This window comes from Corynebacterium sp. ACRQP (assembly GCF_022345915.1).
Lineage (GTDB): Bacteria > Actinomycetota > Actinomycetes > Mycobacteriales > Mycobacteriaceae > Corynebacterium > Corynebacterium lehmanniae.
In genome coordinates, this window is the sequence record NZ_JAKRMZ010000020.1 from 25,657 (window position 1) to 50,478 (window position 24,822).

16 protein-coding genes and 1 CRISPR repeat array (1 of these 17 only partly in view) are annotated in these 24,822 nt (G+C 62.9%); of the genes, 8 read left to right on the forward strand and 8 right to left on the reverse strand.

What is annotated here, in order from left to right; all coding sequences use genetic code 11:
• Positions 1-2,969: direct repeats of the CRISPR family, unit length 28 nt; unit sequence GGCTCATCCCCGCGTGTGCGGGGCAGAC; it begins 1,093 nt to the left of the window's first position.
• A gap of 262 nt (positions 2,970-3,231) precedes the next feature.
• From cas3 to cas2e, 8 genes are read left to right on the forward strand one after another with little or no spacing between them, the layout of a single operon-like run.
• Complete coding sequence (cas3, locus tag MHY23_RS08805) at positions 3,232-6,060, forward strand: CRISPR-associated helicase Cas3' (protein WP_239307230.1); 2,829 nt, start codon at positions 3,232-3,234, stop codon at positions 6,058-6,060.
• Between the two features lie 52 nt (positions 6,061-6,112).
• The gene (gene casA, locus MHY23_RS08810; RefSeq protein WP_239307231.1) at positions 6,113-7,861 is read left to right on the forward strand and encodes a type I-E CRISPR-associated protein Cse1/CasA; all 1,749 of its coding nucleotides are present in this window, start codon (positions 6,113-6,115) and stop codon (positions 7,859-7,861) included.
• Entirely contained in the window at positions 7,858-8,502 is a 645-nt protein-coding gene (gene casB / locus MHY23_RS08815; RefSeq protein WP_239307232.1) for a type I-E CRISPR-associated protein Cse2/CasB, read from the forward strand. Before casA ends, casB begins: the two co-directional genes overlap by 4 nt.
• 23 nt (positions 8,503-8,525) lie before the next feature.
• The gene (cas7e, locus tag MHY23_RS08820; RefSeq protein WP_239307233.1) at positions 8,526-9,656 is read left to right on the forward strand and encodes a type I-E CRISPR-associated protein Cas7/Cse4/CasC; all 1,131 of its coding nucleotides are present in this window, start codon (positions 8,526-8,528) and stop codon (positions 9,654-9,656) included.
• Positions 9,656-10,378 carry a type I-E CRISPR-associated protein Cas5/CasD gene (gene cas5e, locus MHY23_RS08825; protein ID WP_239307234.1) on the forward strand — a complete coding sequence of 241 codons (723 nt, stop codon included), beginning with the start codon at positions 9,656-9,658 and terminating at the stop codon, positions 10,376-10,378. Before cas7e ends, cas5e begins: the two co-directional genes overlap by 1 nt.
• Positions 10,375-11,076: a type I-E CRISPR-associated protein Cas6/Cse3/CasE gene (cas6e, locus tag MHY23_RS08830; protein ID WP_239307235.1), complete on the forward strand. Its 702-nt coding sequence runs from the start codon at positions 10,375-10,377 to the stop codon at positions 11,074-11,076. Before cas5e ends, cas6e begins: the two co-directional genes overlap by 4 nt.
• Positions 11,077-11,126: 50 nt before the next feature.
• A complete protein-coding gene (gene cas1e / locus MHY23_RS08835; protein ID WP_239307244.1) occupies positions 11,127-12,017 on the forward strand; it encodes a type I-E CRISPR-associated endonuclease Cas1e in 891 nt (296 codons plus the stop codon).
• On the forward strand, positions 12,014-12,358 hold the full coding sequence (gene cas2e / locus MHY23_RS08840) for a type I-E CRISPR-associated endoribonuclease Cas2e (protein ID WP_239307236.1): 345 nt from the start codon (positions 12,014-12,016) through the stop codon (positions 12,356-12,358). The genes cas1e and cas2e overlap by 4 nt, the downstream gene beginning before the upstream one ends.
• A 4-nt stretch (positions 12,359-12,362) precedes the next feature.
• Here the strand turns inward: cas2e and MHY23_RS08845 are convergent, their stop codons facing one another.
• From MHY23_RS08845 to MHY23_RS08880, 8 genes are all read right to left on the reverse strand, one after another.
• Entirely contained in the window at positions 12,363-14,222 is a 1,860-nt protein-coding gene (locus tag MHY23_RS08845) for a DNA/RNA helicase domain-containing protein (protein WP_239307237.1), read from the reverse strand.
• 72 nt (positions 14,223-14,294) lie between these two features.
• Entirely contained in the window at positions 14,295-16,109 is a 1,815-nt protein-coding gene (locus MHY23_RS08850) for a DUF2075 domain-containing protein (protein WP_239307238.1), read from the reverse strand.
• 193 nt (positions 16,110-16,302) lie between these two features.
• Positions 16,303-16,788: a DUF4411 family protein gene (locus tag MHY23_RS08855; RefSeq protein ID WP_239307239.1), complete on the reverse strand. Its 486-nt coding sequence runs from the start codon at positions 16,786-16,788 to the stop codon at positions 16,303-16,305.
• Between the two features lie 3 nt (positions 16,789-16,791).
• On the reverse strand, positions 16,792-17,925 hold the full coding sequence (locus MHY23_RS08860; protein WP_239307240.1) for an ImmA/IrrE family metallo-endopeptidase: 1,134 nt from the start codon (positions 17,923-17,925) through the stop codon (positions 16,792-16,794).
• Between the two features lie 15 nt (positions 17,926-17,940).
• Complete coding sequence (locus tag MHY23_RS08865) at positions 17,941-19,071, reverse strand: DUF3322 domain-containing protein (RefSeq protein WP_239307241.1); 1,131 nt, start codon at positions 19,069-19,071, stop codon at positions 17,941-17,943.
• Positions 19,058-22,345, reverse strand: coding sequence for an ATP-binding protein (locus MHY23_RS08870; protein ID WP_239307242.1), 3,288 nt, complete (start codon positions 22,343-22,345; stop codon positions 19,058-19,060). Before MHY23_RS08870 ends, MHY23_RS08865 begins: the two co-directional genes overlap by 14 nt.
• Positions 22,342-22,941 (reverse strand): DUF4194 domain-containing protein, encoded by a 600-nt coding sequence (locus MHY23_RS08875; protein ID WP_070843844.1) that lies wholly within the window; start codon positions 22,939-22,941, stop codon positions 22,342-22,344. The genes MHY23_RS08870 and MHY23_RS08875 overlap by 4 nt, the downstream gene beginning before the upstream one ends.
• Entirely contained in the window at positions 22,938-24,404 is a 1,467-nt protein-coding gene (locus MHY23_RS08880; protein WP_239307243.1) for a DUF3375 domain-containing protein, read from the reverse strand. The genes MHY23_RS08875 and MHY23_RS08880 overlap by 4 nt, the downstream gene beginning before the upstream one ends.
• Positions 24,405-24,822: the final 418 nt, after the last annotated feature.

Here is a 24,822-nt window from a genome sequence, read left to right on the forward strand (position 1 = left end):
GCTCCGGGGCTCATCCCCGCGTGTGCGGGGCAGACCGTCTGAACAACCTTGACCGGGCGGACATCATGGGCTCATCCCCGCGTGTGCGGGGCAGACTCGGCGTGTTCGACGCTATACAGGACGAACTCGGGCTCATCCCCGCGTGTGCGGGGCAGACACCTACAAGCAGGGCAAGCACACCTACCGCCTGGGCTCATCCCCGCGTGTGCGGGGCAGACCGCTACAACCACAACGCGGACACCGCCGTCATGGGCTCATCCCCGCGTGTGCGGGGCAGACGCGATGCTGCAGATGGCGCGCCAGACCCCGCAGGGCTCATCCCCGCGTGTGCGGGGCAGACTTCTTATCCTCCTCCTCCGCGTGCGTCTTAGCGGGCTCATCCCCGCGTGTGCGGGGCAGACTCCTCCCAGCCGGAGAACGGCGTGCCCGGTTCCGGCTCATCCCCGCGTGTGCGGGGCAGACCTCAACACCCGGCTTACCGTTGATCACCATCACGGGCTCATCCCCGCGTGTGCGGGGCAGACTCCCACTTGTCGCCGGAAAATGTGGTGATGGTGGGCTCATCCCCGCGTGTGCGGGGCAGACAGCTTTTAGCTGGCCCTATTGCACATGTTTACAGGCTCATCCCCGCGTGTGCGGGGCAGACGTTGGGGCTTTCTGGTGGTGGGCCGCGGGGGCGGGGCTCATCCCCGCGTGTGCGGGGCAGACCGAGGAGCGCTACTACAAGATCGGAGAGGACGGGGCTCATCCCCGCGTGTGCGGGGCAGACGGCTCCACCTCATCCAAAATCCCCTTGATCCGGGGCTCATCCCCGCGTGTGCGGGGCAGACATCCACCAAGCGTCTGCTGTGGTGCTGGGCCCGGGCTCATCCCCGCGTGTGCGGGGCAGACGAACTTCCGCGACATGAGCCTTGAATACGACCGGGCTCATCCCCGCGTGTGCGGGGCAGACCGGTGCTTAAACTCATTCGACGCGCACCTGTGGGGCTCATCCCCGCGTGTGCGGGGCAGACCATTCCTTCGCGCCACTAGTTGGACGGTTGGCGGGCTCATCCCCGCGTGTGCGGGGCAGACGAATACCGTCCCGAAATAACCCAACTGTGCTCGGGCTCATCCCCGCGTGTGCGGGGCAGACATTACAAAAGCCATGTGGACCAGACCTTTCGGGGGCTCATCCCCGCGTGTGCGGGGCAGACCGCCGCGGTGGTGGTTATCTCGAGTCCGAAGTAGGCTCATCCCCGCGTGTGCGGGGCAGACCGCGACGCTCCCACGTTTGACGGGGCTCGCAAGGGCTCATCCCCGCGTGTGCGGGGCAGACCACTCGCAGCGGGCGGGCGCGGCACCATCGAGGGGCTCATCCCCGCGTGTGCGGGGCAGACGGCTTCTCCCGCAGCTGCTTAAGCTCAGCCGCGGGCTCATCCCCGCGTGTGCGGGGCAGACTCTCAACCGAAGAAGTGCCCGCATACATCCACGGGCTCATCCCCGCGTGTGCGGGGCAGACGGGGGACTTCAGCCCGCGGAGGTATTGGTTGAGGGCTCATCCCCGCGTGTGCGGGGCAGACTGCGTGTCTCGGGTCTGGTTGTCGGTCATGGGGGGGCTCATCCCCGCGTGTGCGGGGCAGACCTGGTCACGAGCTTTCCGGTTGCGCGATTTGCGGGCTCATCCCCGCGTGTGCGGGGCAGACTGGCCGAGGCTCTACGGCTTCTTCCTCGGCCGCGGCTCATCCCCGCGTGTGCGGGGCAGACCACTGCTCGACGCGGTCCCGCTCGACGTTGAAGGGCTCATCCCCGCGTGTGCGGGGCAGACGGGAGTACGCGTTTATCAACCCGTGGTTTGAGGGGCTCATCCCCGCGTGTGCGGGGCAGACCCCGGCGGAGATTGCCTCAAACGTCGGCTTGAGGGCTCATCCCCGCGTGTGCGGGGCAGACCCGCCGGCATCGACAAGAACGTGGGTTCGGCGGGGCTCATCCCCGCGTGTGCGGGGCAGACCGCATCATGGCGGAGTCAAGGCAGGCGCACGACGGCTCATCCCCGCGTGTGCGGGGCAGACTTCCTTCGCTGTCGTCGGAAGTTCCTACACACAGGGCTCATCCCCGCGTGTGCGGGGCAGACCTGCCACGCCTGCCACGACCACCTCACCCACCGGGCTCATCCCCGCGTGTGCGGGGCAGACTTGGAGGCGCGTCCGCAGGTGTCGGGTGAGGTGGGCTCATCCCCGCGTGTGCGGGGCAGACCGTCGCGTGGATGACCCAGCAGAGGAATGAGGCGGGCTCATCCCCGCGTGTGCGGGGCAGACCCGAAGGTGAAGCGCTGTGTCCAGTCCAGGACGGGCTCATCCCCGCGTGTGCGGGGCAGACGGAGACGTAGGCGACACCGTTGTCGAGGGCGAGGGCTCATCCCCGCGTGTGCGGGGCAGACATCACCCGATAGTTCACGGGCTGCGCTCTCTAGGGCTCATCCCCGCGTGTGCGGGGCAGACACACTCGGCGCGAATGCGGTGGGGTGATTCTGGGGCTCATCCCCGCGTGTGCGGGGCAGACGTGTGTATTGCGAACGGGTTTAGTTCACGCCTGGGCTCATCCCCGCGTGTGCGGGGCAGACCCACACCGGGTTCCCGTTAGCCGCGATGAGCGGGGCTCATCCCCGCGTGTGCGGGGCAGACTCTCGCGGGGAGCCGTCGCGCATCGAGCTGACGGGCTCATCCCCGCGTGTGCGGGGCAGACTTTTGCGGCACGACGCTTGCTCCGCGCGCTTGCGGCTCATCCCCGCGTGTGCGGGGCAGACCGCTCGCCGACGCTCGTAGGGAAGCCGGCGAGGGGCTCATCCCCGCGTGTGCGGGGCAGACTCGTCGCCGAGCCGCAACTCCATCCACCGCGGAGGGCTCATCCCCGCGTGTGCGGGGCAGACACGAGTACCTCGCCATCCACGACAGGCTGAATGGGCTCATCCCCGCGTGTGCGGGGCAGACGCTTGACGACCAGCGATGTTGCATAGGCCGAAGGGCATTTGGAGACAACTCCGTCATGCCATTCTGAAGATGCCCCCGCGTCTGCGGGGAACTGTAAAGCCGCCTCCTTACTACGGCTCATCCCTGCTTTGCAGGGTCAGTGCGGAGATCATACCGCACCCGCCAAATCCCTGAGACTGTTCGAATCAAACTAGTATGGGGGAGGTGAGGAGAGCTCTTTTCTGCTACTCTCATATTCAACAATTATTCGACCGGAGTTCTCATGCCACATTCGACGAACCAACCTGGCCGCCAAGACCAGATTCCAACCACCATCGACTCTTTCGTTCACAAGTTAAGCTCGCAAGCTCGGTCACTGTGGGCAAAATCGGGAGATGAAACTGGCCACCTCAGCTTGGCCCAGCATCTAATCGACTCCGCCTGCGCCGCTGCTGCGGTTTACGACACCTGGGTTTCGGACTCCCTAAAAGAAAATCTTGCACAGAACCTGAACCTGACCGTTGAGGAAGTTCGACTCCTTTACATATGGCTCGCTGGAAATCACGACTTAGGTAAGGCGACCCTCATCTTCCAGGGTCAGCTCGACCTGAAACCGGAGTTCAGGCACCTTCTTTCACGCGTCGCCGATGCAGGGCTCCCCATCACCATGAGCGACCTAGAAACAGCCAGAAAGTCGATGCCGCACAGCGTTAGTTCGGGTCTGATTCTCCGGAGCTGGTTGGAGCAGAAGGGGTTTTCGCGCCGTCAGGCTAACTGGGTGTCGTCGACAGTAGATGCTCACCACGGGGTGCCTTCAGGCCCAGAACGCGATGCCATTGGCACCGTGCTTTCCGAGTATCCGGCAGAGTGGCGTGCGGTTCACAACGAACTCATCGACGCAATGACAGAAACCGTCGGCGTTCACGATGTGCTGGAGTCCCTGAAGTCGCGGCGCAACCTCTTCGCGGCGGAGGCGCAGATCCTCACCGGGCTGATTGTGATGGCGGATTGGATCGCGTCGAACCCCGATGCGTTCCCGATGGTTGTCTCCGGTACCCAAACTCAACGGGTGAAAAACGGCATGCGCGCCATCGACCTCACCGTGCCATGGAGCCCCGCTCAACTTAACGACGACACCCACGCCCTGTTCCGAGACTCATTCGGCTGGGCGGGGACATTCCAGGCAAGGCCGATCCAACAGGCCATGGCCGACGTGGCAAAAACATGCACCGAGCCGACTTTGATCATCCTGGAGGCGGAGACGGGTGTGGGCAAGACGGAGGCCGCGCTGGCAGCCGCGCAGATCATCGCCGCCTCAAACGGGGCCCAAGGTATCTACTTCGCCGCCCCAACGATGGCCACGGCAAACGGCCTTCTGGAGCGCACCATGAACTGGGCCCGCAACACGACCGACACGGGCCAAGTGTCGTCGCTTTACCTCGCCCACTCCAAAAATCAGCTCTCCAAACCCTATCGTGAGCTGCGGTTTAGGGATGTCAACGAGGATGCCACCGACCCCGCCGCCCACGGCAACGTCGTTGCCAGTTCCTGGATGAGTGGGCGCCGCCGCGGGCTTCTTTCAAACATCGTGGTTGGCACCGTCGACCAGGTGCTTATGCTTGCGCTGCGACAGCGGTATTCGATGCTCCGACACGCGGCACTCGCCGGCAAGATCATCATTTTCGATGAGATTCACTCTTACGGGTCGTATACATCGGACTACCTCGCCACCACGTTGGAGTGGCTCGCGCACTACGGCGCGACGGTCATCATGATGTCGGCAACGCTGCCCTCCACAGAGCGCGAGAAACTCATCGAGGCCTACACCGGCAATCCCGTCGAAGTGCACTCAGACGCATACCCGCTCATCACTGTAGCCAGTGAAAACTCCCTGCGCTACGTCACGCCCGAGCAGAGCCCGACGAACCTCGAAGCGCGCATCGCAATTATTGACGACACCATCACCGCCCTGGAAGAACTCCTCGAGCCTTTGCTTGTCGACGGCGGCGTCGCCCTCATCATCTGCAACACCATCGCCCGCGCCCAAGAGGCATATGGCGCACTTAACGCGGCTTACCCCGGCGAGGTTGAACTCCACCACGCAGGCTTTATGGCGTGGCAGCGCTCGGAGAAGGAAGACCGGATGCGCCAGGAACTTGGGCCGGGCAGCCATCGTGGTGAAGGCCGGCCCTGGCGAAAGATTGTTGTTGCAACACAGGTTGCGGAGCAGAGTCTGGACATCGACGCCGATGTCCTTATCACCGATCTCGCCCCGATGGACCTGATCATCCAACGCATCGGGCGTCTCCACCGGCACGGACGCCCGGAATCGGATCGTCCGGAACAACTGCGTAAACCACAGGTCTTCATCCGAGCGATCGAAAGCCTGGAGCCAGCACCGGTAATCAACTCGGGAGCAAACGCGGTGTATGACCCGCTCATTCTGCTGAAAACCCTTCTGCAGTTACCGACCGAATTTAAGCGACCTGACGACGTCGCCACACTCGTTCAATCGACATACAGCGACGATCACGAGGTCCCTGAAGGGTGGAAGGAAGTGTGGGCGGAAGCGTCGTCGCAGAGCGAACAGCGCATCGATCGTGCCCATCAGCGTTCGAAGTCTTTCCGGATTGATTCGCCACTTGATACGAATAGGCTGTACGACCTTTTCGGTGATCTCACCAAGGCAACGATTCAACTTGGCGATGAGGAAAAAGGCGCTGCTCAGGTCCGCGACGCTGAGCCGACGGTGGAAGTCATCCCGATACAACGGGCAGACGATTTCTACACCCCATTTGATCGGGCAGAACAGATCATCAGCGAAACGCCACTGAACTACAACCAGGCATTCCAACTCGCGTCAAGCACGGTTCGCCTGCCACTCAGGATGACACGATTCGATGCTGATTTTGAAGCCGTTGTCGATGCACTCGAGCGTTCCACCCCCATGGATTGGAACAACCACTACCTGCTGAAAGGCCAACTCGCTCTCTCACTAGACACAAACGGCGAGGCTGTCTTGGGCAGATTTAGAGTCAGATACTCACCCGAACTCGGACTAGAAATCATGTTCGATGCCGGCAGCCCCATGTCGGAGGACGAAGTTAAATGAAACCCAAACCACACCACACACCAACACGAAGAAAGCGAAGGAGGTTGAAGAAATGAGCGAACATCCACAAACCTCGCCATCGTTTGACTTGCTGGATGAACCGTGGATCATTTGTACGACCAACGATGGCCCCGCAACGTTGAGCATCCGGGAAATCTTCGACGGCAGTGCGACACCCGTCGCGGTCCTTGGGGATTCACCGACCCAGGACTACGCCGTCCTTCGCCTGTTGCTCGCAATCTTCTGGCGAGCCCACCACCAAGCCGTAACAAAGCAGCTCAGCACCAAGGCTGGGCAGCGGGATTTCCGGTGGGAGGATTGGTTCGTCGATAAACGGCAAGCCCTGCTTGACCAAGGACGCGATGAGAACGTCTTGGACTACCTGACACAGCATGAATCGCGCTTTGACCTGCTGCATGAGGAAACTCCATTTATGCAGGTAGCAGATCTTCACACGAAGAAGGGCGCGATGGCCGACGTTTCCCGCATCGTCCCCGATGCGGAGCATGACTACTTCACCATGCGCACCCATGAGGGACGGTCGAAACTCTCGTTCGCGGAAGCCGCGCGGTGGCTTGTCCACGCCCAGGCCTACGACTACTCGGGCATCAAATCCGGCGCTGAAGGAGATCCGCGCGTCAAAGGCGGAAAGGGCTACCCAATCGGCACCGGCTGGTCCGGCATGACAGGAGGCACCGTCATTCGCGGCACCACGTTGCTGGAAACGCTGCTGCTGAACTCGACTCCGGAAGCCATCTACCTCGGCAACGCCGACGACCATCCTGTGTGGGAACGGGAACCGGACACTCCAAGTCAACGCAACGACCACGCTGGAAAGATTGCAAAGCCGGATGCCCCCTCCCCACGTGGGCCTGCGGACCTTGCAACGTGGCAATCGCGGCGAATCCGTCTGTTCACGGAAGGCGATTCGGTTGTCAACGTTTTGGTCAGCAACGGCGATCAGATACCGGATGCGGGCAAGAATGTCTACGGCGACCCGATGACTCCCTACCGGTACAGTCCCAACCAATCGAAGAAGGGGAATCCGGCCTACTATCCGCGCCCATATGACACGATGCGCACCATGTGGCGCTCCCTGGACGCACTGATCGCCACAGGTTCTGATCCCGGTTTCGGCGAGAAGAATCTCGCACCCAAACGGCCTTCAAACTTGGTGAACCTCTCTAATATCGCGGACGACCAGGGGACCAAGGAAGTCGCTGACCTCCACATCGTTTCCATGGAGTACGGGCCACAGAGCTCAACCGTGGGCACGATCGTCAGCGCAAACATGGGACTCCCGCTACAACTGTTGCAGGACGACTCGCTGTCCGCCGCCCACCGCCAATACGTGCGTGACGCAGCCGAAGCAACAAAGAACGCCGCGATCTCACTTGGGTGGTTTGCTGGCCAACTCAAGGTCGCAGCAGGTGGAGAATACGTGTTCGATGCCGACGCGGCAGACCGCCTGTACACCGTCCTCGAGCCGAAGTTCCTGTCCTGGCTGCGAAATCTGGATCTGTCGCAAATGGGCACGGAAGCGACTAGTTGGCAGGTCGAAATTGAACAGCAAGTACTCCACATTGCGGACGAAGCCATTCGTGGTGCAGGACAGCGGGCACTCGTTGGTCGAGTCGTCGATGCGCAAGACGACGGCTCCGGGCGAATTGTCAATGCTGGTTCTCTATACCGGCAGTTACGTTTCCGCCTGAGCAAGGACCTGCCTCTGATCAAACGACCCAAGCCGACGGAACGGGACCAAAACACTCAAACTCCCGCGGCACAAGGAGAATCAGCATGACAAAACCCACACTTCACATCAGTATTGGCAGCACCGCTTCATACCTCCAGCGAAACTATCTGGACCGTGCCGAGACCGCAGCTGGCGCAGACGCACGACGCGTTCTCGCGGAACTCCGCCAAAGCGCGGCACGAAGTGTCAGCACCGATCCGCTGGCACTGCAAAGGGTGCTGATGCTGCTCGAGCCGCCCCTCAGCGATGATGAGCTCGGTCACACCGATAAACCCTCCCCATCGGAACTCGCGGCCTACAACGCGCTCACCTTGTTCGCCCAGCACATGCAGAGCGCAACGAAGCCAGCGCACACAACGGAATGCTCATTCGCACGCGCATGTGGCCGCCTGCAGACGCTCAGCGAATCCAACTCGATCAAACCCCGGTTTGACGCAATGCAATCCGCGCGCGACGAAGCATCACGCGTGCTGCACTTGCGATCGCTTGTGACGCTTCTGCGAAGCAAGGAGCTCGCATTCGACTACGGCAGTTTCGCCCGAGACCTGCGGTCGCTTCAGTACCCATCGCGTCGCGACGGCATCCTGCTCCGCTGGGGTAGGGGCTACGCAGTCGGAACGCTTCGACCCAAGGCACAGCGCGCTGCTGAAGCCGAACCAGACATCACGTCCCCCTTCGCCACCTCCTAGACACACACAAAGAAAGGTTCATCATGTCCATCGTCATTGATATCCACGCACTGCAGACCGTTCCGCCATCCCTGATCAACCGAGATGACACCGGTGCGCCGAAGTCCGCAGTCTTCGGCGGTGTCCCACGTCAGCGCGTGTCATCGCAGTCCTGGAAGCGCGCTATCCGCCGCTACTTCGAAGACAACTTCGACGCTGAGCAGATTGGCGATCGCTCCAAGCGCCTTCCGGAGAAGATCGCCCTGCGCCTCGAAAAGGAAGGTCTCGAGCAGGACGAAGCAATCAAGCGCGTCGAGGACCTCTTCAAAGCAGCGGGCATCAAGACCGCGGTTGAAAAGCCGAAGAAGAACGACGATTCGGAAGACCAGCCCAGCCCGTACCCACGCACTGGCTACCTGTTGTTCCTCAGCCAGCAGCAGATCGATCGTGCGGTAGAGGAACTGCTCGCACGCGATGGTGAAAAGCCGTCTAAGGCCGAGGCCAAGTCAATCCTCGACACTGACCACTCGGTGGATATGGCAATGTTCGGCCGTATGGTCGCCGACGACGCGGCCTACAACGTTGATGCATCGGTTCAGGTCGCACACGCCATCGGCATCCACGGTTCGACCCCGGACTTCGACTACTTCACCGCAGTGGACGATCTTGCCGAGGAAGGCGAAGAAACCGGTGCGGGCATGATCGGCACCGTCCAGATGATGTCGTCGACAATGTACCGCTACGCCACGATCAACTTTGAAGGCCTCACGGACAATCTGGATTCTGTCGATGCTGCTCGCCTCGCTGTCCAGCACTTCATTGAGGCATTCGTGAGCTCCATGCCAACCGGCAAGATCAACACTTTCGCCAACCAAACCCTGCCGGAGCTCGTGTACGTGGCCGTCCGCGATACCCGACCGGTCTCCCTGGTCAACGCGTTCGAAGTTCCAGTCGAGGCAGACCAGGGTGCATCTCGTCGCAAGGTCGCAGCGGACCGTCTCGCGCAGGAAGCACGTGATGTGGAGTCGGTTTACGGATTCAAACCGCTCGCAGCGTATGTCATGGGAATCGGGGAGACGGCCGACTCGTTCACCGAAATCGCAGAGAAGACCACGCTGCAAGACCTGACGAAAAACATCAACGAAGTTCTCGATCGCGTCGTAGGTGACCAGTAATGACGCACTCCTTACTTCTCCTCCTCAAAGGACCGATGCAGTCCTGGGGCGATGAAAGCAGGTACAAGACGCGAGCGACGGCGACCACCCCAACGAAGTCGGGAATCGTCGGACTGATCGCGGCTGCTCAAGGGCGTCGCCGCACCGATGACATCGAGGACCTTGCCAAACTGCGCCTAGCGGTCCGCGTCGACCAATCCGGCAGCCTGCTGCGCGACTACCAGACTGCACAGCCCTGGCAGACGCGTCCGCAAGACGCAGCACAGCTGGTCACCCGCTACTTCCTTTCGGACGCAGCGTTCGTGGCCGCCGTGGAGCACGAAGACCGCGCGCTCCTGGAGAGCATGGCTGAGGCGCTCCGCAAGCCTGCGTACCCGTTGTTTATGGGGCGTCGCTCGTGTCCTGTGCATCCAGGGTTGGTCATCGGTATTGAGGACTCCGACGCTGAAACCGCACTTCGGACTCACACAACCTGGTACGCCACCGGTATTCACAAGCAGCAGGCACCGAAAGAGGTGTCGCTCGCGCTGTACCGCGACGCCGACGGTACTGAACCTGGTGCAATTCCGCGTCAGGACGTCCCACTTTCCTTTGACCCCAAGCACAGGCGCTACGGGTGGCGTGATGTTGTTCGCTGCCACGATGTTGTGCTTGACAACCCGCAGGGCGTCGAAGTGTCTAACGGTACGGACGAGTTCTTCGAGGCGGTGGTTCGCGCATGACAACGTTGACTCGTATCTCCCTCAACCCGGCGCGCAGGCAAGGCGTAAAACTCTTGACCGATCCCCAGGCAATGCACGCTGCAGTCCGTTCGGCTTTTCCGCCCGACATCTCCCAGACGGAAGCACGAGTGCTTTGGCGGGTAGATAAACACCCACATGAGCATGTGCTTTACATCGTCGGTCCGGAGAAGCCGACAGGGGCGCACATTGTCGAACAGGCCGGCTGGGACACACGACCTGCCCAGTCTGCCGACTATGAGCGTTTTCTTTCCGCTTTGACCCGGGGCCAACGTTGGCGTTTCGAGCTCGTCGCCAACCCCACGTACTCGGAACCCCGTGAAGGAAAGCGTGGCAAGGTGAAGCCTCATGTGTCTGCGCACAACCAGCTCAACTGGTTGTACAAGCAGTCCGAGCGTGCTGGTTTCTCTTTAGCACCGCGTATCGACGACAACGTCACCGACGAGGAACGAGCCCGCTGGAACGTCGCAGAACAACCACAGGTGCTTGAACGGTGGACCGATGTGTTCCGGCGCGACAAGAAGTCCCGCAATGTTCCACCGGTTCGTATCTCCAAGGCACGGTTCGTTGGCATGCTCGAGGTGACCGACCCCGAACGGTTGCGGACCACCTTGACGCAGGGAATCGGTCGCGGGCGAGCCTACGGTTGTGGCCTGCTTACCCTCGCGCCGGTGAAATAGTGTCTCCAACCCCGCACGAAGTGCCCATCACGAGACAGGCGCTGTCTCAGATGGGCAGCCGGATCTCGTTTTTGTACATCGAGCGTGCCGTCGTGAACCGTGACGGCAACGCGCTCACAATCACAAACCAGCGCGGTGTTGCCCATGTCGCCGCGACGCAACTGGCAGTTCTGCTCCTCGGCCCCGGGACCAGGATTACCTATGCGGCAATGGCACTTCTTGGAGACGCTGGTGTCTCGACCGTGTGGGTAGGGGAGCGGGGCGTTCGCTACTACGCGAGTGGAAGACCACCGGCGAAGTCATCGCGAATGGCGGAGCTTCAAGCGGAGATAGTAACGAACCAGAGAAAACGACTGGCGTGCGCAAAGCGTATGTACAGTCTGCGTTTCCCTGGCGAGGACCTCACTGGGCTTTCTATGGCAAAGCTCCGTGGACGCGAAGGCTCTCGGATGAAGAAAGTATACGCCGACGAAGCGGCACGCGTTGATATCAGTTGGAACCGGCGCGCATACGATCCGAACGATTACGACTCTTCAGATCCCATCAACCAAGCGTTGACCTCAGCAAACTCAGCCTTATACGGCATTGCGCATGCGGTAATCGTGGGTCTGGGTTTTGTGCCTGCGCTTGGAGTCGTGCATAACGGAACCGACCGTGCGTTTGTGTACGACATCGCAGATCTCTACAAAGCGGAAATCGCAATCCCCGCGGCCTTTGATGCTGTCGTCTCCGATCCGATGAAACCCGGCGTCACCGTGCGACGGCTCGTGCGCGACGCGGTGGTGGACAAACGGCTTATGCCGAGGATGGTCAAAGACCTCAAGTACGTCATGGACGTAACTGACGACGACACCTTCTCGGATGCCGAGCTGTATCTGTGGAGCGAACTCGAGGTCATCGCAGCTGGTGTGAACTGGTCAGAACACGAGGGCGCACCATGATGGTTCTCGTCATCACCGCATGCCCAGCTGGATTGCGTGGAGACCTCACCAAATGGCTGGTGGAGATCGCGCCCGGCACTTTTGTCGGCAAGCCATCCGCGAGAATCCGCGTACTGCTCTGGCAACGAACGACCGAATTGGTCAAGGATGGCCGTGCGTTGCTTGTCTATTCCAGCAACAACGAACAGGGGATGGAGTTCCGCACACACAGATACGACTGGGTTCCCACCGACTTTGATGGCCTCACCCTAATGATGCGCCCTGACACCCCAAGCGCCCACGCGCGCCGAACCGGCTGGAGCAGTGCTCGTCGCCAGCGCAAACGATACAAATCTCGGTGATTATCTATCCGCTCTGCGCCTCCAGCAACGCCTCCCGCAGCTGCTCGTCCACCGCGTAAATGAACATGCCCTTGGTGCCGCGGGTCATCAGCACGTTGAGCTCGTTCTGCAACAGAGTCTCGCCGAAGGATTCACGTGAACCGTCCGCGAGCACGCGGTTTTGCACCGCCTTCTTGTGCGCGGACTCAGACGGGTCGAACACGACGCGCCCGTCCCGGTACTTAACGGAAGGCCCGAGGATAACTCCTGCGTAGTTCAAGTCGAATCCCTGAATTGTGTAGGTCGAGCCGATCTCGCCGATCGTGGCCGGGGTTTCGGACCACGCCTTGCGGTAGGCGATGCGCCGTTCCTTCCGTTCCTCACGCAGTTGCAGGTTCCACGGGCGGCGCAGGTTACCGGTCTCGTGGTCCACGTTGACGTACCACCAACCATCGGCGTCGTCCTCGTTCTTCTTCGCCGCGCTGTACGGCCAGTCGTAGGTAGCGATAAGGCGGGAGAGGTTGTTCTCAACCGCGGAGTCCTTCTCCCGGATCGCCGCATCCAAAGCACGCGGGTTATCGAAAATACGCAGGTCATACCCCTTTGAGTCCGTGTGGACCGGCAGGATCACGCCGTCGTCGACAAACGCGCGGATCCAGTCGACGGTCTTCCGGTCCGCGTTCAGACGCATCTGGTTGGTCAGCCGGATCGGTGGCTGGGCCATGCGGTCGGCGAAGTAGTCCTCGACCGGCGTCTCCCAATGCTGCGGCGTCTCCAGCGTCTGCTTCGGGTCGTACACCGCAACGACCACCTTCGCGCGGTCCAGGATCGCCTCGATCTGAGGCTGGTCATGGAAGTACCCAAGAGCTTTCTGCGTAAGCAGTAGGTGGGCTTCGTCGATGAGTACGACGTCCGCCGGATCGTCGGGAGAGAAGCGGTTGATGAACTGGGTGGGGCTGTACACCCGCTCGCGGTCGCCGCGTTTGCGGGAGTCGGGGATACCCGCCTTCTTGATGATCTCCTTGTACACTGCCAGCTGACCGCCGTCGTTCTTGTGCCCGGAAACCAAGTACCCGTCGATGCCCGTGCCGTCCAGATCGAGACCGGCAGCCAGGGCGCGGAAGCGCTCGTCCTCGTCTTCCACACCCATCATGATGCCGTTGAAGATGCTGCTGATCAGCACAGTTTTTCCGGAGCCGGCTTCGCCGGAAACGAGGATCAGCTTGTGGTCTAGCGGATCATCGCCGACACCGCCCTCAAGCGCGTTGTTGACCGCCTCGAAGATCTGGTTCTGCGCGTCGAGCTGCTCCTCGTTCAGCTTCTGGAACGGGGACGCCTTGAAAATCGCGGAGGACGTGATCGCCTCCTTCGACTCGAAAAGGTCGGGCTCGACTCGGTGCAGTTCCTGCCACACCTCGTCGAAAAGCCGGTCCAGGTGCTCGAAGGTGAAGTAGTCCCGCTGCTCATTGGTGCGCCGGTTGTTGCGGCGTTCCACGGACTTGCACGATTCCAAGTAGTGCAAGAACCGGTTTTCGACGTCGAGAGTGAGGGACTTGTTGAAGTACGGGTGTCCGATCACGTACATCTCCACGTCGGAAGCGCCGCGGAACTCGCGCCAGTCTTCACGCGTCTTGGGGTCCTGATAGAGGTGCTGGCGGGTGCGCTTTTTGATGTCGTTGGTTTCACCGACGTAGACCTTGTACCGGAACCCGTGCTCGTACTCGCGGCGGCTGCGCACCACGTAGACGGTGGGGTAGTTCAGTTGGTGAGTGATCCAGTCTGCGCGCTCGTCTTCGGCGCGCTCACCGTAGGCCGTCTCTAAACTGACTGCGAATTGGTCGTCGTACCGGACTCGTTGGATAAACGGCTTGGGAAAAGCGTCCACGGGGCATGCCTCATCTGCGTTACGCGGGGTGAGGACATATCCGGCGGGAAGTCCGTTGGGCCCGAAAGGGAACTAGTTCAACAGGGCGCGCAGGGCCTCGCGGGTCTGCGCGTCCGGAGAATACAAAATGGTACCGATCATCCCGCGTGTTAGCAGCACTTTGTACACGTGGCGCACCAGAAGATCGAAATCCTCGTCCGGCACCGTCTTCGGGTTGCGGAAGTGCGGGTCTTTATTGGCGGAGCGGACAGTTTCGAAGCGCCCGTCCCGCCACACCAGATCCGGGCCGATGATCACGCCCGCCCAGTCGAACTCAAAGCCCTGGGCGGTGTACACGCAGCCAACCTGGTCGAAGCCGCCCTCTTGCGTCGCCCACAGCGCCGACGGGGGAGCAGTGCCGACGCGACGGTCTTCCTTGTTGTTCCACGGCCGAGCCCAGTCGCCGATCACCACGTCGTCGACCAACCCGTCCCGTTTTGCGTCGGACCATTGCCAGCAGTAGCCGGCGGAGATGCGGGCTGTGTAGCCGCTGTCGTTGCGCTCACGCAGGCGGCGCTCCAGCTCCCACGGCGAATCGACGACCTCCACCACGAACGGGTCGTCGTCTGGGAGTGCGGCTTCAAACGGAACGCCGTCGTTAAGCCCGAGTACCTGCTCGACCCACTCCACATACGCCGCAGACCCGCCGCACCGGAATTGCTCGTCCAGTTCAATACGCACGACCTCGTGGCCTTGTGCGCGGGCGAACGCTTCGATCTCGCGGACGGAGCCGAGCTCGCCTTTGCGCACGACCTGGTGGTCGTCGAGAAGAAAGACGGGCACGCGGGCGGCGGAGATGAGTTCGTCGATCTGCAGGCGGTCGCTGCGGTCCGCGGCCCTGGTGAAGCGGTTGTTCGAGGTCTGACGAATGCGGTGCGCCTCGTCCGCGATCAGCACGTCAATCTCGTCCGGCAGCGCTTTGGTGAAGGAGTTGAAGTACTTGAACAGGCTCTGCGTGTCTCTGCTCCGGTGTCCCGCGACCTTGCGCATGGTCTGCGTGAACGACCTCGACCCGGTCGCATGCAGCACCGCTTTGCCTTCTCTGGCCAGCTCACCCAGCGCAGAGAGTGCGATTGCGGACTTGCCACTACCCGGGCCGCCGGACACCACAATGACCCGCTTCGTGGCCCCCGCCCGGTGCACTTCGTGTCGGATCATGTCCACCGCCAGCTGCTGGTCGCCAAGAAGGATGAACTGTTCGCGGTCGCGTACCTCGTCCGCGGCGACCTGCATGAGCTTCGTCGACGGCCGCACAGCCGACCCCAGCAGCACCTCCGCACTGCCGCCACCGCTCAGCCGTTCCTTCAAGTAGGAGCGCAATGCTTCTCGACGCCCTCCGGTAAACACCGGCGCATCCCCACCCCTGAGAATCCCGACCACCCCCTGGTCGCTTTCCGCACCGTGCAGGTATGCCACCGCATTAACCCAGTCCTCGTGGTCGTGCAGATTGACCAGGTAGTTGGTGAGGTAGCGCCGGTAGCCGTCCACCTGACGCGCCGGGTGGAGCACCGGTTCTGGAAAACCGGTTACAGAGACGAGCGCGTCGTCGCCCTCGAAGGGTTCTGCCGCGGTCCACTGCTTCAGCTCCACGACGACGAAGGACGGGGTCCCTGTTTCCGGGTGAGTGCCGGCCAGGATGACGTCGGCACGCTGCGACGTGAGTGGCAGTGCGTACTCCAGCAGGACATCGACCGTGTCTAAACCAGCCGCTGCCAGATCCTCCGCGAGCGCCGGTAAGCTGTTGCGCCACGCGCGCTGCTCCGACTCCCCGACGGCGGTCTGGTAGTCGCTCATGTACTGCTGCAGCATTGTTTCCACCAGCGAATCGGGGTCGTCTGCGACCCTCATGAACTCCCGAGCGTTCAGGCGCAAACCCGCCATGGCAGCCTCCGTGCACGACAAATCGTGCGACGTGGAGGCCTATCTGACCAGCGGGAAAGAAGCCTGTCGGGGTCGCGGTTACGTAAGCGAGGGTAGCAGTATCTGCGCCGTCGAAGTTCTCTTCTACAAACGAAGGGACTTCAGCGGTGCGCCATTGCATCTACACGCTGACCTTGAGCTCTCGAAGAAACTCGAGCGTGTTGATGCAAGGCACATTGAACGCAGCCGCCGCATCAGGAATCTTTACCCTTCTCGTTCCTTGCGGCGCCGGAACCTCGTTCGTAACTAGCGTTGCGCCATGACGATAAGCGGAGGCCACAAGCCAAGCATCTGCAATGTCAACGAACTCGTCCGTCGCAGCTTGGCTGTAACCAGGCACTCGTTTATTTACCGCCCAGTCAGTGACCTCTGTATATGCGTCAACCTCCTCTTCGTCCGGGTGAAGAATCTGGAATGACTGCAGATGGTTCAGGTACCAATTCAGCGTTGGGTGGGCCCACCTTCTCATTTCTTGGTAGACCTCCACGTGGAAATAGATTTCAGGCGAGAAGAGGCTCGTCTCCAACTCCGTCCACAGCGATGGAAAAACATCCTGCGGATACACTGACGCCATCTGGCCTAGGAAATTTGTATCGACGAGATACACGGATCACACCGCTTTCCCGTGCTGCATCGCTGCGAGCTTAGATAGCGAGGCATAACTACTAGCACCGAGGTACCGTGCCGCGTCTCTTCCCGTAATCTGCCCATGGCTCCAGGCATGGGTAACCGTGTCGAAGAAACGGCCGCCGACGCGCGAGCGCACCAATACGTGAAACGGAGGAGCGCCACTGCTTTCGCGCTGTTCAGACGAGCTTCCTTTGAGCATCCCAACCACGTTCGCAGCCTCTTCGCGTGAGGTGAAGCCCAGCTCAACTAGCCGCCAGAGCATCGCTTCCCGGCTCAGACCGAAGCGCTGCGAAAGCCGGTTTACTGCATCCAGCAAGTCCGCGTCAGCGTAGAGACGTTCCACCGCCTCCGCCGGAGCGATCACCGCCGCAGCGAACCGGTTGCACCAACGCTCGACGTCCGCATGTTCAGAGTGATCAGAGATACCGGTGCGCCCAAGAACAACGTGGCCCAATTCGTGGGCCAAGCTGAACAACTGGGCAGTTTTGGCATCCGCGGTGTTAACAAACACCAAGACGTAGCCACCGTCTTCGATCGTGAAGCCTCGGAACTCACCGACGCTGAGTCTCCTCGAAGTTGTGTTCCCGACGATCGAGTTTCTCGCCACCAGGATTCCGTCTTCCTCCATGGCAGCAGCGAGCTCGGCTACTTTGTCGCTTCCCGGGAGTGGTTTGCCTCTCTCGATACCAAGAAGCTCCCTGGTTCGCTCTGCCGTTTCAGCCGGATGCTGCTCGATCGTGGCCGAGGCATACATCGTCGGCGGGACGATACCCTCCTCAGCAGCGAAATCAGCGTACCAAGCAAGCCTGTTCTGACTCGAGCGGATAGTCTCCCGCAAATCGGCACTCACGGTGCCCATCGCCTTGTTCCCGACGGTCCGAAAGTCCGTCACTCCCACTCGCTCACCCGACGGCTCGTCCAACAGCAAGCGGCCGAAAGGAATGCGGGCGAGCTTCGCGAGCTCCCTCGCCTGCTTCAGCGTTGGGCGAGTCTCACCCGAGTGCCACTGTGGAAGCTTGGGGAATCGCTTCTCCAATTCTGCTTCCGGCAGGCCAGTGCTTTCCAGAGCCCACGCAAGCATGTGGGGCTGGATATTGACCCGGACAGCACTCATGGCTGGGAGTTTAACCTAGCCGTCGACACCCCACACCGCCGCGAACTCCGGCATCGCCAGCGCCCACTCCAACGACACGCGCTCCTGCTCCAGACGCTTCGCACCGGAGGCGACCAGGAACCGGCGGGCGCGTTCCTCGTCGTCGGTGAGGTGGGGAAGCACCCGGGTCGTGTCGCCGGGGTCGGCGACGGCGAGGTGCAGGAACCGCTCCACCGTCTCCACATCCATGGCCACGCTGACGACGGGGACGGAAGCGCCGTCGGCAGCCAGACGCGACCGAAGAGCGTTCAGGATGGCGTAACCGTCCGCATCCGCGTCACCCCAGTACAGGACCCGGCGCGCCCCGCGCACCCACGGCAGCTCCGGCAGCGCGCCTGCGGTGTACCCGGAGCCCCACACCAGGACCGCGCCCGAACCCTCGGGAGCTTGGGGGAGGGCCAAGAACGTCTCTTTGTTCTCCACCACGATCACCAACAGCCCCTCCGGCAGCGACAACGACCCGAACGGTACCGCCACGTCCACCAGCCCCTTGGCGGGCGCAAGCGAGCTATCCAGGAACCGCACCCGCATCAGCCGATCGCCCTCAGCAAGGCCCAGGTCAGACACCCCGAGCAAGCGCTGCAGCAGGCCCCGGTGGGCGGCGATCCACTTCGTGTCCAGGCCTTCGATGGGCACGGCGCGGGCGCGCAAACCGGAGGATGGTTTCACGTGAAACCATCGCAAAGCGAGGCACAGGCGGGTGAAGTCGTCATCCTCCAACACCAGCCACGATGACCACGAGTGCGCCGCCCGCTCCCGGAACTCCGGCCAATCCGGGAACAACCCAACCAACACCGCAAATCGCTCGCGGGCCAGCGCAACCTCCCCGGCGCGGCCGGCCACCTCGGCCACGCGGTCCCACCCGGACAACGTCACGCGCACGGGCACGTCCTGTTTGCCCAGCCCCGCCCAGGACCGGATGGCCCACTCCACCTCCTCGGCAGGCTCCCATGCCTGCCAGGCGCGGACGAATGCGCGGGCGGCGGCTTCGTCGGCAAGCACCTGCGCGCGTGTTGGGGGTTGCAAAGGAACGGAGGTGGCCGAAGGTTCGTCGAGAAGCAAAAGCTCCATGTTGAACTTGACGGGCAACTGGTCAGGCAGGCGCATGGGTATCAATGAGCTCGAAGGTGGAACGCGCGACGGGGTCCTCGGTGTAGTGGACCACGATGGTGCCGTCGACGTAAGGGGAGAGGGTCTTGATCAGCTTCATCGGCGTGGCCAGCACCATGTGGAAACCGAAGCTTTCAAACACGTCCATGGCGGTGCGGGTGAACACGGGGTCGGCGCGGTCGAAGGCCTCGTCGAGCACCACGGTGGCGTAGCGGGGCACGTCCGCGTCCACGCCCGCAAGGCGGTAACGCAGTGCCGCGGCGAGGCAGAAGAACACCAGCTTCTGCGCCTGGCCGCCTGACAACGACGCGGAATCCACGTGGGTGTTGTGCACCGTGCCCTCGGCGTCCACCTCGTTGCCCACGAACTTCACGTGCCTGCGGGTGTCCAGCACGACGGTGCGCCAACTGCGGTCCGCGCGCTCGGAGGAGCCGAGGCGGTCCATGATCTTGGCCAGGCGGTGGTAGCGCTCGATGGCGGTCTTCTCGTCCGCCTCGCTCAAGCTACCGGCGGTCGCCTCGCGCAGGTCCTGCAGGAAATCACGCACGACGCGGTCGCGGTTGTCGCGGACCTCAATCTGTAGGTAGCGCCCCTCGGTGTAGGGGGAGCGGCGCAGCGACGCGTTGATGGGGCCCAGGTTGGTCTCAATGTCGCCCTTCGCGCGCTGCAGCTCCTTGTAGATCGTGTTCAGGTGCATCACGGACTGGCCGTTGAGCAGGTCCAGGAAGCGGCCGCGGAACTCCGGCAGGCGGTCCGAGCGCAGCATCTCCAACCGCGCGATAGCCTCGCCGGCGAACTCGGCCGTGGCCTGCAGTTCCGCGGACTCCGCCGACCACTGGGACTTGTAGTTAGACAGGATGTTCACGACGGCGTTGCTGGACTCCGTGATCGTCTTCGCCGCCTGCTTCGCCTGCGCGTCCAGCTGCGCGGTGACCTTGAAGGCGCTGTCGCTTAAATTCTCCGGGGTCAGGCGGCGCGTGGTGGCCGCAAGCATCGCCTCGAGCTGCTCCGCCAGCGCCGGGTCCACCTCCACGTGCTCCGCCTCGATCCGCTTCAGCCGCGCCTGGTCGTCCTGCAGCGCCCGCTTGGCCACGGCGAGCTCGTCGCGCACCTCGCGCAACTCCTGCTCGGTGGCCTTCAGCGTTTCAGCCGCCTCACGCCACGCCCGCTCCAGCTCCTTGGCTTCGGGGGAGGAGGTCAGCCGCTCAAGCTCCGCGCGCAGGCCAGCCAACTGCTCCTCGACGCTCGCGGTGTCCACGCTGGCCCACTCCATGGCGGCAATATCCCGCGCCTTTGCCACGTCGCTGGCCAGCGCCTCTTGCTTGCGCTTGACCTCCGCCAGGCGGTTGCCCGCCGCAGTGGTCGCACGTTTCGCCTCCGCCAGCTCCGCGCGGAGTGCTTCCACCTTTGCGTGGTTGGATGAGCCGAGGCGGTAGTTGCGCCGCTCGCCCAGACGCAGCCGGTCGTTCTTCACGTACCGGGCGGAGCCGGTCTTATCCGCCGGGTTTCGCTCCAAACCGTCGATGGTGGCCGCGCGCTGGTCTTGCCGCTCCAACTCGTCCACGGTGCGTACCAGGGCGTAGTCGAAGGTGCTAGCCAGCATGCGCATCAGCCACGGTCGCATCGGGTGCTCCACCACGCGCACCTTATGAAAAAGGCTGAGCGGGTTCTTCGGCCCGCGCGGGACTTCCACGCCCTCGGGAACGGTGCGGTACTCAAGCCGCATCCCGAGGTGGCGCCCGTTGACCCAGCTACTCACCTCCCGCTCGCGCTCCGCCGGCACCAGAAGTGTTGCCGCAAACCCGCCCAGCAGGCGCTGGATCACGGGTTCCCACTCGGCCTGCTCGGGCAGCACGTCGATAAGCTCGCCCACGTACGGCAGCTCGCGCACCGTCAGCCCGGTATCCGCGCACAGCTGCGCGCGCACCTCCACGTAGCGCTGGTCAATGTTGGAGGAGCGGTTGCCTAACGACGCCAACTCCGCCCCCACCGCCGCCTCCGCGCCAGCAAGCCTCTCGTGTTCGCTTCGGGCCTTGAACCACTCTTCCCGCAGCCGCTCTTCCTGATCCGGCGCTGCCGCCAGCTCCGCCGAGGCTTGGGCTTTCAGCTCCGCGAAGCGCTCGGTGTCGAGCGCCCCGTCCAGCTGCACCAGAGCCGCCAGTTCGCGCAACTTCGCGCTCCGCGCAACAAGCTCGTGCTCCTCGCGGGCGATGTTGCGCTCAATCTCGCCCAAGCTCTGGCCGGCCACTTGCTCCCGCTGCACCGCGGCGCGCTGCACCGCCTCCTGCTGGACTTCCTTGCGGGCTTCGAGGGATTGCGCCTGCACTTCGAGGGCGGCGAGTTGGGCGGAGCTGACGTCGATACGCTCGCGCAGCTGCTTCGCCTCAATCGCGCGCCGCACGTTGGGCAGGGCGGCAGACAGCGCGGCGGTGTTTTCCTGCATCGCCTGCGCATCCTTGAGCTTGGTGTTCAGCCCTGGCAGGGGAGCCAGCGTCTCAATCTGCTGGTGCACGTCCTCGAGCCGCTCGTACGCCTGGCGCAGGTCCTCGTGCGTGGCCACGGCGTCCTCCGCGACCTGGAACGTGCCCGGTACGTCCAGCATGTAGTTGCGGAACAGCTCGTCCATGCTGGACAGGGACTTCGCGGACTGCGTGCGGTGCAGCAGCATCTGCGCTTCCTCGCTGCCGATACCAAGCTTTGAGCGGAAGCGGTTGGCAAACACGGAGTACTGCTCCGTGAACGTCACGCCGGCAGTTTTGTACTTCGCCTCCAGCTTGCGTTTGTCCAGGGAGTTCTGCAGCAGCGGCACGAACCCGTCCACGTCGACCTCGCTGGGGAAGATGCCGTAGAGCGTTTTCACCTGCGCTTCCTGCTGCTGGCCCGCGTTGAGGCGGTAGATCGCGGCGAGCGTGAGCACCTCGCTGCCGGCGCGGTAGGTCAACGCAACGATGCTGGCGGTCGCCCCGGAGCGCAGATACTGGCTGCGGATCTCGCCCGTGGCCGGGTCCTCGCTGCGCCGCCACGCGCCGCGGATGTAGGACACGCGGCTGCGCCCCTTGTCGCGTCCCGTTTCCTGCTGCGCCGCGGCGTTGAAACGCAGTTTCCCGGGAGGGACGAGCACGGCGGAAAACGCGTCGATAAGCGTTGACTTGCCCGAGCCGGACGCGCCGGTGATCAAAAACCCGCGCTCGCCGACCGGGATGTCGTAGTAGCCGTCGAACGTGCCCCAGTTGACCAGCTGCACGCGCGCCAGACGGAATTGTGCTGTCACTGCTTATCCCCTTCCTGGGCCAGGCGCAGGTACTCCTCGCGCAGCGCGTGGACGGTGTCCGCGTCGAAGATGTGGCGCAGCACGGGGGAGACCTCCCAGCGGCCCTCGGTCTCCGTGTCGGTGAGCAAGCTGTACTTGCGGATGGTGTTCACCGCCGCGGTGAACCGCTTCTTAAACCCGGACTCGTCCCGGTTGTCCACCGCCCGGACGTAGCTGATTGCGCCGTACAGCTCGTCTTCGCCCACCACGACGCGCTCGCCCGGGGTGGACATGCCCAGCTCGTGGCGCAGCTGCAGCAAAATCGCGGTTTGCAGGTGCGTCAGCGCCTCCGTGCGCAGCACCGGCGGCACCTTCACGTCCTCGTTGTCCGGGCGGACGTGGCGCGTGAAAGCGATGCCGGCGTCCTCGTCCACCACCAGCTCCAAGAACACGTCGTGCAGCCGCGAGCGCAGCGCCTCCGTGTCGGTGGTGATGGCGTGCCACGTCTCCTTCTTCCGGTCTGCGGTGATCAGCGGGCCTTTGAGCAGGTCCACCAGGGCGCGCCGGGTTTCCTCGGACAGGGTGCCTGTGTCGCCCGTCCACAGCGGTTCCGTCATTGCATCTCCTTTACTGCTGCCGGGTCGAAGTGCCACCGCGGGACCGTCGCTAAGCGAATGCTCCCATCCTCTTCCTCGAAGCGCACCTCTTCGCTGCCGTCCTGCCGCACCCCGTGCTTGAGGGCCAGGTACACAAGGCCCACCACCGACCCCAAGCCCTGGGTGGCGGGGTGGCGCTCGAGCACCTTGCCTATCGACGCCCCTCCGGCCCGCCCGACCGTCTCCCCAACCGCCGCAATCAGCTCCTCCAAATCGATCTCGCTTTCGCGTACCGCCTGGTAGAGGGCCTCCGCATCGCCCTCGCCGGGTTCGAAGGCCTCTACCTCGGTGGTGATGACCTCCGCGCCCGGGTCCGCGAGCTTGATCTGCGCCACCGAGGCGATCTGCATGCCGATGCGCTGCAAGGGCGTGTCCATCTTGTGCGTGGCCGAAAGCTCCTCGCGCTCCGCGGCGTCGGCGGCGAGCTTGCGGGTGTCGCGCAACAGCTCGATCATGCGGCGGTCCTCGGCGAACTGCTCGCTGGCCACGTAGTTGCGCAGGTTGCGGGCCAGTCGCGTCATCATGCGGTTGACCTCGTAGCCGGCGTCCTCCATGTCGCGGAACAGGGTACGGAATTGCGCGCGCTCTTCTGCCGTCATCGCCGCGTTGTCGGCGCGCTCGAGCACCTGCCCAATCCACGTGTCCAGCCACGCGCCGCGCTCCGGGTCCACCACCAGCGAATAAAACGCGTTGAAGCTTCTGCCCGCGTCGGATTCGCCGATCAGGTCCACGCCGGCGAAGATCTCGTCCAGCACGTCGCCTCGCGAGCCCTCCGGGTCCAACAGCTGGCGGCGCAGCTGCGAATTCAGCGTTTCCAGCTCGTGCCGCACGCGCGCGAAGTCGCCGGGGATCGCACTCGCCTGGCCCAGGATGTCGCCCACCCGTTCGCGCACAGTCGCTGGGGAGGGCAGCTCAAACTCACCGCGCTCCACCTGCGCAATCTCGGCCTCGATGCGCTCACGTTCGGCCTCGAGGTGCTTCAGGCGCGAGTCAATGTCCGGGTCGGTGTCCCGCGCGAGCGCTTGCAGGGCATTGCTTATCGACGCCACCCGGCTCGCCGTCACCGCCGACCTCGGCGCACTGACCCGGTCCATCATGTGCAGGGCGGTGAGCGCTTGCTCGCTCGGCTCAAGCGTTTCGCCCGTTTCCTTGGTGCCGGACTTGCGCACGAGCCACCCGGCCTTCACCCAGTCGTTGCAGTACGCCTGGGGTGTTTTCGGCAGCTCGAAGGTGCCGCGCAGCACCGCAAAGTCGTCCGCCATGAGCTGGTAGAGCTGCTCCGCCGGCCTCGCCTCAGCGCCGCGCGGGAAGTGCTCCGCCACGACCGCCAGCAGCACCGGGGCGTTGTCCGCGTGCAACAAGCGGATCGCGGCCGACTGCTCCTTCTCACGCTTATACGTCAGCGCCCGGGCCTGGATGGTCATGCCGGCTATCTTCCCATAACCCCCTCCCACCTGCACCGAAAAACTTTTTTGCTCTACGTGTAGACACACTGAGGGCAATAGTCTATATTCGCTTTTGGGCCCCTCCGCCCACGGTCCATCCCCCCCGAGACCGGTTGAGCACTCACCCACCCCCCCATTTAGAGTGCGAGTAGGCGGAGGGGATTCCGCTATTCTTAGGCGTTTTTAAGGGGTTAAGGGTCAAAAAGTGTGTCCAGAATCGCGGATTTTTAGGGATTGACCTGTAGGTTTCAGGAAAGTATATGCTTCCGGGGCATGTATCTGGGTCTCGAGCGTTCAATCCTCGGTGTGGCAGCGTTGGTGTGCTATGCGCGGCGTGGTGTGGTGTCGCAATGTCAAAGAACCAACCTCGCTGCTACTGCGGCGGTGAAATGAAACG